The sequence below is a fragment of the Corallococcus terminator genome (assembly GCF_003611635.1).
Taxonomy (GTDB): Bacteria; Myxococcota; Myxococcia; order Myxococcales; family Myxococcaceae; genus Corallococcus; species Corallococcus terminator.
Genome location: NZ_RAVZ01000099.1, coordinates 17033 through 28775, shown reverse-complemented (window position 1 = coordinate 28775; position 11743 = coordinate 17033). Strand labels below are relative to the sequence as shown.

Annotated in this window: 8 protein-coding genes; all 8 read left to right on the top strand. The window is 68.4% G+C overall.

What is annotated here, in order from left to right; all coding sequences use genetic code 11:
- The first annotated feature begins 176 nt into the window (after window positions 1-176).
- Entirely contained in the window at window positions 177-647 is a 471-nt protein-coding gene (locus D7V88_RS16260) for a hypothetical protein (RefSeq protein WP_120533964.1), read from the top strand.
- A gap of 83 nt (window positions 648-730) precedes the next feature.
- Window positions 731-1501 carry a hypothetical protein gene (locus D7V88_RS16255; RefSeq protein WP_120541553.1) on the top strand — a complete coding sequence of 257 codons (771 nt, stop codon included), beginning with the start codon at window positions 731-733 and terminating at the stop codon, window positions 1499-1501.
- 144 nt (window positions 1502-1645) lie between these two features.
- A complete protein-coding gene (gene rplC, locus D7V88_RS16250; RefSeq protein ID WP_120541552.1) occupies window positions 1646-2314 on the top strand; it encodes a 50S ribosomal protein L3 in 669 nt (222 codons plus the stop codon).
- A 307-nt stretch (window positions 2315-2621) separates the two neighbouring features.
- Window positions 2622-3440, top strand: coding sequence for an outer membrane beta-barrel domain-containing protein (locus tag D7V88_RS16245; RefSeq protein WP_120541551.1), 819 nt, complete (start codon window positions 2622-2624; stop codon window positions 3438-3440).
- Window positions 3441-3448: 8 nt separating this feature from the next.
- Window positions 3449-4687, top strand: coding sequence for an outer membrane beta-barrel domain-containing protein (locus tag D7V88_RS16240; RefSeq protein ID WP_120541550.1), 1239 nt, complete (start codon window positions 3449-3451; stop codon window positions 4685-4687).
- A gap of 2 nt (window positions 4688-4689) precedes the next feature.
- Window positions 4690-6228, top strand: coding sequence for a tetratricopeptide repeat protein (locus D7V88_RS16235; RefSeq protein WP_120541549.1), 1539 nt, complete (start codon window positions 4690-4692; stop codon window positions 6226-6228).
- 263 nt (window positions 6229-6491) lie between these two features.
- Window positions 6492-10157 carry a tetratricopeptide repeat protein gene (locus tag D7V88_RS16230; protein WP_120541548.1) on the top strand — a complete coding sequence of 1222 codons (3666 nt, stop codon included), beginning with the start codon at window positions 6492-6494 and terminating at the stop codon, window positions 10155-10157.
- Window positions 10154-11626, top strand: coding sequence for a tetratricopeptide repeat protein (locus D7V88_RS16225; protein WP_120541547.1), 1473 nt, complete (start codon window positions 10154-10156; stop codon window positions 11624-11626). The genes D7V88_RS16230 and D7V88_RS16225 overlap by 4 nt, the downstream gene beginning before the upstream one ends.
- Window positions 11627-11743 lie beyond the last annotated feature (117 nt).

The window sequence follows — 11743 nt, the reverse complement described above, 5'->3', positions numbered from 1 at the left end:
GCTTCCCGTGCTGCGAATCGTTCAACGCAGGCCCCGTCTGCACTCGAGGGTCATGCGCGTGTCGTCCATCGGGCTCGCGGGAGTGGGCCTCTATTGGATGGTTGCTCGCGGGGTCGGTTGAATTACCCCGCGTGCGTTCCTAGCTTGGGGCTGATGAGGGTGGGGGAGGGACGCTGATGGGCGCGAGGCATACCCGGTTGGCCGCTGCACTGGCCGCCGCTTGGGAGGCGGAAGTGGTGTCGGCCCGCCGCATGACGGGGCTGGCGGAACGCATGAACGACGCGCGCGTGAGGGCGCGGCTGATGGTGCTGGCGGCGTTCTGCCGGGCCCATGCGTCCCGGCTGCTGGCCCGTCTGGCGGCGCTGGGACGGGGGCCGCTGCCGGTGCCCCCGGAGGAAATCGACCTGGATCCGGACACGGTGCTGGAGCTGCGCCGGGAGGGCGCCTTCGCCCGGGCGTCGGCTGCTCGCTATGAGACGACGGCGGAGATGGCCCGCCAGCACGCGGACCTGTCGTCCGCCTGGGTGTGCGAACTCAACCGCACCGAGGAGCAGGACCGCGCCCGGGAGCTGCTCGCCCTGGCGGAAGGCGCCATGGCGGCCGTACGGCGGGAATCCCAGGCCGTGGCGGCGCCCGCGGACTCCTGACGCGGCGCGGGCAGGGCCGGGCACCCAGGCAAGGTGTGCTCGGCCGGTGACAGTCCTGGCGTCTTGGGCGTATGAATCCGCCCATGGCGAAGGAGAGCTACAACGACCTCATCTTCCAGCTCGGCGACCTGGCCCGGGACATCCTCCCGGGCAAGCCGAACTGCCCCCGCTCCATGGAACGCGTCTACCGCGCCGAAGAGGTGCTGGAGGCGCGCCGCGAGGAGCTGGCGGTGCTGGAAGCGGAGATGAACGACGAGGATGTCGCGTACCAGGAGTACCTCGTGCAGCACGAGGACGAGTGCGCGGCCCAGCGGGAGATCACCGGACGCTTCAAGCGGGCCGTGGACGCCGTGGAAGGCAAGGTCAAGGGTCTGCGCAAGACGCTGGACACCCGCCGCGCCGACCTGCGCTACGCCGTCGCCGGCCTGAAGAAGATCGAGGCGAAGCTCGCGGACCTGGAGATGGACACCCAGGACCCCGTGAAGCTGGACGCCGCCCGGCAGAACCTCAAGAAGAACCGCATCGCGCAGATGCGCCTGGCCCGCGAGGTGGAGGACTGGGAGTCACAGCTCGCCACCGCGCTGACGCCCACACCCGGCCAGCCCGGTGGGGCCGGCATCCTGGCCCACAAGCGGCTGATCGAGCTGGAGGACGCCGCTGCGGAGCAGAAGCGCACCCATGACGAGCGGATGGCGGAGCTGGATCAGGCCATCGCCGCCAAGGAGGAGGAGTCCAAGGGCGCGGAAGATTATCTGGATCAGGCGTTGTTCCTGCTGGGCGAAGAGGTGTATGCCCAGCGCATCGGGGAGGCACAGCTCGCCTCCTTCTACCCCCGGCTGGATCGCGCGCAGTAGGGGGTTGCACACGCCCTTGGTGCTTGACGTGGGGAGTGTGTTTGCTATCTTGCGCCGCTTCCTGGCGGCCGCGGGCACGCGTGTAGGCCAGTTCATTGAATTCATTGGGCTTTCGGCGCCACGGGCGCTCGCTGTGAGGACGACGTGAAGGGTCTGATTGGCAAGAAGATCGGCATGACCCAGGTGTTCAACGACGAGGGCAACCTCGTTCCGGTGACGGTCATCGACGTCAACACCTGTCTGGTTGTCGGCAAGCGCACCCCGGAGAAGGATCAGTACTCCGCGGTGACCGTGGGCTTCGGCGAGATCCGCGAGAAGCTCCTGAACAAGCCGCAGCTCGGCTTCTTCAAGAAGGCCAGCGCGACGCCGCGCCGGCACCTGCGTGAGTTCCGCGTCACGGCCGAAGAGGCCGCCGCGTTCAACGTGGGCGATGCCGTCAAGGCGGACATGTTCACCAAGGGCGAGCTCGTGGACGTCACGGGCGTCACCAAGGGTCGCGGCTTCTCCGGCGTCATGCGCCGTTGGAGCTTCAAGGGTTCGCAGACGAAGACGCACGGTACGCACGAGTATCAGCGTCACGCGGGCGCCATCGGTCAGCGTAAGACGCCCGGCCGTACCTACCCGAACAAGAAGATGCCGGGTCACTACGGCGTCGAGCGCAACACCACCCAGAACCTGACGGTGGTGGACGTGGACGTGGAGAAGGGTCTCGTGCTCGTGAAGGGCGCGGTCTCCGGCCACAACGACAGCATCGTGATCGTGCGCCCCAGCATCAAGGTGGCGATGCGCGCCGCGCACAAGGCCGCGCGCTAGTCTCAACCGCTGCACGGGCGCGCTTCACCGCGCGCCCCATTCGACGCCCCGCTTCCGGCACCTTCGGGTTCCGGGCGGGGCGTTCGTCGTTTCCGGCCTCCGTGTCGCGCGGCGTGCGTCGAAACGTTGAGTGCTGGTCGCCCTGGGGACAAAGGGCGAAAACTTTACCGACAGTCGTTGGGTTCCGCTTGCGGTGAGGGGGCGCCGTGCTCACATGGCTGTCCCACGCCGGAGCCTCACCGTCGAAGCAGACGGTCGCAGGGCCGCCGGCCTACCCAACGGCCCACCCCCGGGCCGGGCAGGAGATATGAACGCACGCTCGCTTCGCGCCTTCGCAGCGCTGTGCATCTCGCTGACGGCGCTCGGCGCCGCCGCACAGGAAGACGGCGTCCTGGACTCCGCGGTCGTCCGCAACCGGCTCTACAAGCCAGCGGGCCATCCAGAGCTGTCCCTGTCCGTGGGCCTGCCGGTCCAGACGTACCTGACGGCGCACTACTTCTTCGACGTAGGCCTCGCCTACAACCTCTTCGACACGTTCGCGGTGGAAGCGCGTGCGGGCTTCGCGGCCAGCCGCCACACGGGCCTGGCGCGCTCCATCTCCGAGTCCTTCCTGGACCGCGAGGACAAGCGCGTCACGGACGAGCTGGAAGACCTCTGGCGGATGAACCTGCACGGCGTCATCGGCGCGCGGTGGGCTCCCATCTACGGAAAGATTTCGCTGGTCGCGGACATCCCGGTGCACTTCCAGACGTACCTCTGGGTGGGCGGCGGGCTGGGCAACCTGAAGCGCGAGTCGGTCATCCAGTGCACCCAGGTGGTGGACCGTGCCGCGGGCGTCTGTGACAACCGCACGGCCGTGGATGATCGCGGATCCGCGACGGAGAACTACTGGGTGAAGGAGACGCGCGTGGCGCCGGTGGTGTCCGCCGCGCTGGGCTTCCGCTTCTTCGTCAAGGAGCAGCACGGCATCCGCCTGGAGCTGCGCGACTGGATCTTCAAGGACAGCTACCGCGTGAACCTGCAGCGCGACGAATGGGAGGCCGGCAATCCCACCGGCGAGCCCGCTGGCAGCCCGGGTCTCACGCACCTGGTGCAGTTCGACCTCGGCTACACCTACTCGTTCTGACCCTTCCTATGCGACCCTTCCGTTCCATCGCGCTCCTCGTCGCCGCGGTGCCCGCCCTCGCGTTCGCGCAGGGTGCCGCCCCGGCGCAGCCGCCGGCCACCCCTGGGGCTCCGGCCTCCGTGGGCCCGGAAACGACCGCTCCTTCCTCCACCTCACCCGGAGAGCCGCCCGAGCGTTCGCGCACCCAGCGCGACGCGCCCGCGGTGCCCCAGGCGACACCGGAGACGCCGGCCGCGCCTCCCGCGCCCCGTCCTGGCCCTGGAACCTCGTCGTCGGATGACGACGACGCAGCGGCCCCCGCTCCCACGGGCCCCACGTCCGGCATCGCGCCGGCGGATGCCCCGGTGCTGGAGTCGCCGGAGTCCGGTGAGGCCCCGCGCACCACGGATGCGCAGCAGCAGCGGCTGGTGAACGGCGCGCCGCTCTACAACCCGAACGTGAACGTCCACATCGTCCAGAAGAAGCGCTTCGCGGACGAGGGCAAGCACGAGCTGGTGCTGTACCCGGGCGTCGTCCAGGTGAACGGCAAGTTCACCAACCACGTGGGCTCCGCGCTGCACTACGTCTACCACCTGCAGGAGAACTTCGCCCTCCAGGTGGGCGGCCAGTACAACTGGTACTCCGACGAGAGCGACTTCAACCTGGAGCTCATCGACAAGGTGCGCGAGCAGGCCCAGGCCGCGTCCTCGCTCTTGCTCCAGTGGGGCGCGCACGCGGGCGTGGAGGTGACGCCGCTCTACGGCAAGTTCGCCTTCTTCAACAACTCGCTGGCGCAGTTCAGCCTGGTGCTGTCCGGCGGCGCGGGCGTGGGCAAGACGCGCCACCTCATCCGCCCCAAGGTGGCCAACGAGGTGGACGGCCAGACGTACCAGGTGCCCGCGCGCTTCGGCGACACCGGCAACAAGTTCCTGGGCGAGGTGGGCGGCGGCTTCCGCGTGCAGTTCGGCGAGTCCTACGCCATCCGCCTGGAGGTGCGCGACCTCATCTACACCGCGCGCGTGGACAAGGTGGACGGCTGCAACCTGGGTGACTTCGAGGCGCTGGAGGCCGCCCGGGCCGCGAACCAGCCCTTCGACGGCCTGTCGCTGAGCGGCAGTTGCAAGGTCGCCAAGTTCGACGGCGTCGATCCGGAGACGAAGAAGAACTACCGCGAGGACATCATCCTCGGCCGCGACCTGGTGGCCGAACCCTCGTCGGACGTCCTCAACAACGTCAGCTTCTACGCTGGCTTCTCGATGCTCTTCTAACCATGTCCCGACTGCTCCGACTCCTCGTCGTTATCGGGCCCCTCGTCGTGCCGGCCGCGGCCTTCGCCCAGCAGGACGTGGGCGCCTACAACCGCGCGCTGTCCGCCTTCAACGCCGGCCAGTTCGACTCCGCCGCCCCCCTCTTCGCGCAGCTCGCCGAAGGGGAGGACGCGGACCTCAAGGGCAAGGCCGAGTACTACCTGGCGCAGACCTTCGCGAAGAAGGAGCTGCCCGTTGCCGCCTTCATCTCCTACGCCGCCATCGTCAACGCTGGCCCCAAGCACCCCTCGTACCTCAAGGCCATCGAGGGGCTGGTGGACATGCAGCAGCGGCTGGATGAGCAGAACCTCATCCCCAGCATCCTGAACCAGGCCTACTCCGACGAGGTGCGCGACCAGTGGGTCACGCTGCCCAAGGAAGTGCTGGCGCGGATCAACTACCTGGTCGGCACCGCCACCCAGCGCCGCATGCGCTTCGATGAAGCCCGTGCGCTCCTGGAGGCCGTGCCTTCCGACAGCCGCGTCTACGCGAAGGCCCGCTACCTGTTGGGCACGGTGCTCGCGGATCCGCGCTTCCCGGGCCGTCCCGGGGAAGGGGAGACGCTGGACAAGGAGGCCATCGCCGCGTTCCAGACGGTGCTCTCCACCAAGGAGCCCCAGGTGGAGCTGCCGGAGACGCGCGAGCTGGCGCTCCTGGCCCTGGGCCGCGTGCACTACCGCCGGGGCGAGTACGCCGACGCGGTGAAGGCCTACGAGGGCGTGCCCCGCTACGCGCGCTTCTGGGATCAGGCGCTCTTCGAGAACGGCTTCGCCCGCTTCCAGAACGAGGACTTCGGCGGCGCGCTGGGCAGCCTCCAGGCCCTGCACGCGCCCCAGTTCGAAGGCGCCTTCCAGCCCGAGTCGTGGATCCTCAAGTCCACCGTCTATTACTACTCGTGCCTCTACGACGAGGTGAAGACGACGCTCGCGGCGTTCGACGAGCGCTACGGCCCCATGGCCAAGCAACTGGAGCCCTTCACCGGCGAGGAGCTGCCGCCCGTGCAGGCCTTCAACCTGGTGGTCGCGGAGAACCGCCGGCTGCCTCGCGCGGTGTACCTGTGGATCCGCAACAACGAGCGCATCCGCGAAGTGATGCGGACCCTCACCCGCGTGGACGCGGAGAAGCGCGCCATCGTGGACGGACCGTGGCGGGGCACCCCGCTGGCCGCGCAGACCGTGGCGTCGCTGGAGGAGATTCGCGGCACGCTGCTCCAGGTGGGCGGCACGCTGGCGAAGAACCGCATCAAGGAAGCCGCGGACAACCTCCGCACCTTCTCCGACCAGGCGGAGATCATCCGCGTCCAGACGGCGCTCGATGAGAAGGACCTCTTCTCCGCGGGCGTGGACCAGAAGACGCTGCTGACGCGCCAGACGCTCTACCGTCCGAAGATGCCGGGCGCGTCGTGGAACTACTGGCGCTTCCAGGGCGAGTTCTGGATCGACGAGATCGGCTACTACCAGTACACGCTGAAGCGGGGCTGTCCCGCACGCGCGGAGAAGTAGGCGCGAAGTAGGACCCGGGCGTACCCGGCTGCTTAGCAAGCGCGTCAAGAGAGGCCCCTCACCGCGACCCTGTGTCGTGGGGAGCGGGCCTCTTGCACGTTGTTGAGTCCTGGAAGTTCGCTCGGGGCGATCGCGTACGCCGGGGCACAAGGCACGTTCCGGGCCACTTCCCAACCTGGGTACCCGCGTCTACTTTCCGTCGTCCCTCCCGGTTGGGCAGAATTTTGCCCACGTTGGCGAGGCGCGGTTCTCCAGGAGCTCGCATGAAGGTGTTTCTTCGGTTCGGTGCACTGGCGGTGGGCGTCGCGCTCGCGGCCGGTGGGGTGGGGGAGGCGGAGGCGGCGGAGCCGACGGCACCGGCGCGAAAGGTGGCGACGAAGAAGTCCTCTGCGGCGGCGAAGGCCGCGAGCAAGAAGGGCGACGCCGCTGGCAAGAAGGAGGACGCGAAGAAGGGGGCCGACGCCAAGAAGGCGGAGCTTCCCCCCGGCGTGGCGCCCCAGGACATGCGCAAGGGCCCGGCGCGGGTGAAGCCCGCTTCGGCCAAGTTCGCGGACGTGCCTCGCATCGCGGACTCCAGGAAGGACGCGATGGCGGACAAGAAGCGCGACGAGGCCATTGAAGGCTTCAAGCGCCTCATCCCCAAGCTCCAGGAGACCTCCACCCAGAAGGCGGAGATGCAGTACCGCCTGTCGGAGCTCTACTGGGAGAAGTCCAAGTACCTCTACCAGTTGGAGATGGAGAAGTTCCTCGCGGCGGAGAAGGCCTACGACGCGGCGGTGGCTCGCGGCGAGAAGGCCACCGCGCCGGAGCAGGACCACACCGGTTCGGAGCGCTACCGCGCCGACACGATGCGCATCTACGAGGACATCCTTCGCGAGTACCCGGAGTACCCGGCCCGCGACGAGGTGCTCTTCTCCCTGGGCTACAACCTCTACGAGCTCAACCGCCGCGAGGACGCGGTGGCGCGCTACGAGGAGCTGATCCGCGACTTCCCCAAGTCGCAGTTCGTCCCGGACGCGTACATCCAACTGGGCAACCACTACTTCGAGAACAACAAGCTCGCGCCCGCGAAGGTGAACTACGAGAAGGCGCGCGACTCCGGCGTCCCGAAGATCTACGCCTACGCGACCTACAAGCTGTCCTGGTGTGACTTCAACGCGGGCGACCTGGACGCGGGCCTCAAGAAGCTCCACGAAGTGGTGGACTACGCGGGCCAGCGCGGCGAGGAGCTGGGCGACCTGCGCACGGAAGCGCTCAACGACCTGACCGTCTTCTACGTGCAGTTGGATCAGCCCAAGGAGGCGCTCGCCTACTTCAAGGAGAAGGCGCCGCCGAAGCGCCAGGGCCGGCTGCTCGCGAAGACGGCCGCGGGCCTGGTGGACGCGGGCCACTTCGACAGCGCCATCCTGGTGTACCGCACCCTCATCGACGACTCGCCCATGGGCGTGAACGCCCCGGAGTACCAGCAGGCGGTGGTGCGCGCGTACGAGGGCCTGCGTCAGCGCCAGCAGGTCCGCAAGGAGATGAAGCGGATGGTGGACCTCTACCGCCCGGGCGGCGAGTGGTGGACCACCAACGCGGGCAACGCGGGCGTGCTGCGCAATGCCTTCAGCGTCACCGAAGAGGCGATGCGCGTGATGGTGACCGAGTACCACCAGGAGGCGCAGAAGACGCGCCAGGTGGAGACCTACCGGCTCGCGCGCGACATCTACAAGCAGTACGTGGAGGCGTTCGCGTCCAGCGACAACCCGGAGTTCGTCGCGGACTCGGCCTTCAACATCCGCTTCTTCTATGCCGAAATTCTCTGGGCGCTGGAAGAGTGGCAGGCCGCCGCGGGCGAGTACGACGCCGTCGTGGCCTTCAAGGTTCCGGACCGCGACTCCGCGCGCGAGGTCTCCAACGAGGCCTACCGCAAGAGCGCGTCGTACAACGCGGTGCTCGCGTACGACAAGCTGGTCAAGATCGAGCGCGGCCAGCTCTCCAAGAGCGACCTGAAGGACGGCCAGAAGGTCGACGAGAAGAAGGACAAGGGCGACGTCGCCAAGCAGAAGCTCGTCAAGCGTGACGCCAAGGAGCAGGAGGAGCAGCCCCTCACGAAGTTCGAGGAGCGCCTGGTCGCCGCGTGCGACACGTACAACGGCCTGTACCCGGGCAACCAGGATGAGATCGACCTGCGCTACCAGGCCGCCGTCATCCTCTACGACCGCGCGCACTTCGTGGACGCGGCCCACCGCTTCGGGGAGATCATCGAGAAGTTCCCGGAGGAGCGCCGCTCGCGCGATGCCGCGGACCTGACCATGTACGTGCTGGAGAGCCGCGAGGAGTGGCTCGAGCTCAACACGCTGTCGCGCAAGTTCCTGGGCAACAAGAAGCTGTCCAAGCCCGGCTCCGACTTCGCCGGCCGCGTCGCCCGCGTGGTGGAGGGCAGCCAGTACAAGTACGTGGACGAGGTCGTCTACAAGAAGGAGAAGAACCCGGCGAAGGCGGCCGAGCAGTTCCTCACCTTCGTGACGGAGTTCCCCAAGTCGGAGAACGCGGACCGCGCGCTCACCTACGCGATGGTCATCGCGCAGGAGGCGGGCGAGGTCGACAAGGGCATCACCGCCGGCGAGCGCGTCCTCAAGGAGTACCCGACCAGCCCCTTCGAGCTGAAGACCCGCTACACGCTGTCGGGCCTCTACGAGAAGGTGGCCGAGTTCAAGAAGGCCGCCGCCATGTCGGAGTCCTTCGTGTCCGCGTACGACGCGGCGATGAAGGCCCGCGAGACGAAGAAGGACGCGAAGAAGGCCAAGGGCAGCGCGGTGGCGAAGAAGGACGACATCCCGGGCGCGGAGGACGCGGAGTCCACGCGCGAGCAGAAGGCCGCCGAACGCAAGGCGCAGGTGGACGAGGCGGGCGCGTGGGTGGCGGATGCCCTCTTCAACGCGGGCGTCTGGTACGACGGCCTGGGCGAATCCCAGAAGGCCGTCACCGCGTGGAACAGCTACCTGACGCGCTTCAAGGACCGCAAGGACGTGCCCCAGGTGGCGTTCTCCATCGGGCTCGTCTGGGAGAAGGAGAAGAAGTGGGGCGATGCGGCCCGCGCCTTCAGCTCCTTCGTGGACACCTACGGCCGGGACTCGCGCACCGTCGCGGGCCAGCCGTACCTCGCCCGCTACCATGAGCTGCTCGCGTACCAGAAGATGAAGGACATCCGCGGCCAGGAGAAGGCGCAGGACGAACTGGTGCGCGGCTGGAACAAGCTGGCGGAAAACGTGCGCAAGGATGCCGCGGTGCTCAACGCGTACGGCCACGCGCGCTTCCTGGCGCTGGAGCCCACGTGGAAGCGCTTCTCGGACATCAAGTTCACGCGCGTCTCCACCATCCGCCGCGACCTGACGGCGAAGCAGAAGGAGATGCAGAAGGTGGAGAAGGAGTACGCGGCGGTGCTCGCCACGGGCTCCGGCGAGTGGGGCATCGCGGCGCTGACCCGCATCGGCCTTGCGTACGCGGACTTCGCGCGCAACATCATGGACTCGCCGGATCCGTCCGGGCTCGATGATGATCAGTTGAGCATGTACCGGGGCGAGCTGGAGACGCTGGCCCTGCCGCTGGAGGACAAGGCGAGCGAGGCGCTGGAGAAGGGCCTCCAGAAGGCCTACGAGCTGGGCATCTACAGCGAGTGGACGCTGGCCGCGCAGGACCAGGTGAACCGCTTCCGTCCGGGTGCCTACGCCCAGGTGAAGCCGGTGACGTACCGGGGCAGCAGTGAGTCACGCATCGCCGCCGGCGTGCTGAAGGACCTCAACGGCCCCGTCAGCGCCTCCGCGGAGCCCGAGCCCCAGGCGCCTGTCGCGCCGGAAGGCACGAAGCCGGAAGGGCAGAAGCCCTCCCTGCCGGAGGGTTCGCGCTCCGAACCCACCGCGCTGCTCGAGGGGGTGCAGCCGTGAAGACGACGAACCGCAACGACATCAGCAGCCAGTTCGAGGGGATGGGGACGCAGCGGATGAACGGGTTTCGCACCAAGCGGATGTTCCTGGCGGGGGCCTTCGCCTTCGCCTTCACCACGGCGTGCGCCACGGGCCCCCGGCCCACGCCCGTCGCGATGAACGCGGTGGAGAGGCCCGCCGCCATCGTCCCCACCACGCCCGCGCCTGAAGTGGCGGAGAAGGGCAGCGTGGACAACCTGTTCGCGGAGGCCCTCAAGGCCTACGAGGCCGGGGACCTGGACACCGCGCGCAAGGGCTTCGAGCAGGTCGTGGCGAAGGAGCCCAAGACGCTCAACGCGCAGTTCAACCTGGGCGTCATCGCGGAGAAGCAGGGCCGTCCGGCGGACGCTCGCGCGGCCTATGAGAAGGTCCTCTTCCTGGATCCGGCCCACACGCCGTCCGTGATGAACCTGGGCCTGATGCACCGGCACGAGGGCCAACTGGACGAAGCCATCGCGCTGTACTCGAAGGCGCTCCAGACGCCGGGCCACGAACACGACGAGCCCGTCCTCAACGGGCTGGCCGCGACGTACCGGCTGGCGGGCAAGCTGGACGAGGCGGAGGCCACCGGCCGGCGCGTGCTCGCGCGCAGCAAGGACAACCCGGAGGCCTACAAGACGCTGGCGCTGGTGGCGTACGACCGGGGCCAGTTCCGCCTGGCGGAGCTGCTGGTCATCAACGCGCGCAAGGTGGCGGAGAAGGACCCGGCCATCTCCAACACGCTGGGGATGATCTACCTGAAGATGGAGGACCGTCCGCGCGCCCTGGCCCAGTTCCAGAAGGCCGTGTCGCTGGATGACACCTTCGCCGCCGCGCACCTGAACCTGGGCGCGCTGGCGCTCTCCTACCGCGACTACGCGGGGGCCGAGCGCGCCTTCACCAAGGCCCTGACGCTGGAGCCGGAGGGCGTGGAAGGCCAGTTGTACCTGGCGTACGCGCTGGACGGTCAGAAGGGCATCGATCCGAAGAAGGGCGTGGCCGCGGGCGAGGCGTTCGAGAAGGTGCTCGCGCGCCGCTCCGAACAGCCGGAGGCCGTGTGCGGCGCGGGCTGGGCGTACGCGGCGGACCGCGCGGGCTTCGAGAAGGCCATCGCCTTCCTGGATCGCTGCAAGGAGCTGGGCGCCACGTCCGCGAATGACAAGCAGCTCATCACCGCCAAGGTGCAGGGCCTGCAGACGATGCTCAAGAACCCGCCGGCCCCGCCCCCCGCCGCCACGGCGGAAGGGGAGGGCGAGCCCAAGAAGGACGGCGCGGCCGCCATCGGGGGCGCGGGTTCGTCCTCGTCCATGATGAACCAACTGCCCCAGGACACCGCCGCGCCCGACCAGGCTCCGGCGACCGAGGCGGCCCCGGCGGCCCCGGGACAGCCGGCGGACGGTCAAGCCGTCCCCGAGTCGCAGGCGGCCCCCGTGCCCGCCCCGACGCCCTGAAGAAAGAACAGTCGCCCCGGCTGGAAGAACGAGAACTTTCTTCCCTACTCCAGCCCCCCAGGTGCAAGCGACCGGGCGACTCCCTTAGAATCCAGGGACTTGGAGTTGGTGCGAGCC

Excerpts from the sequence above, each read along its gene's own strand:
- D7V88_RS16260 (WP_120533964.1), top strand. The coding sequence starts at position 177 with ATGGGCGCGAGGCATACCCGGTTGGCCGCTGCACTGGCCGCCGCTTGG.
- D7V88_RS16255 (WP_120541553.1), top strand. The coding sequence starts at position 731 with ATGGCGAAGGAGAGCTACAACGACCTCATCTTCCAGCTCGGCGACCTG.
- D7V88_RS16245 (WP_120541551.1), top strand. The coding sequence starts at position 2,622 with ATGAACGCACGCTCGCTTCGCGCCTTCGCAGCGCTGTGCATCTCGCTG.
- D7V88_RS16240 (WP_120541550.1), top strand. The coding sequence starts at position 3,449 with ATGCGACCCTTCCGTTCCATCGCGCTCCTCGTCGCCGCGGTGCCCGCC.
- D7V88_RS16235 (WP_120541549.1), top strand. The coding sequence starts at position 4,690 with ATGTCCCGACTGCTCCGACTCCTCGTCGTTATCGGGCCCCTCGTCGTG.
- D7V88_RS16230 (WP_120541548.1), top strand. The coding sequence starts at position 6,492 with ATGAAGGTGTTTCTTCGGTTCGGTGCACTGGCGGTGGGCGTCGCGCTC.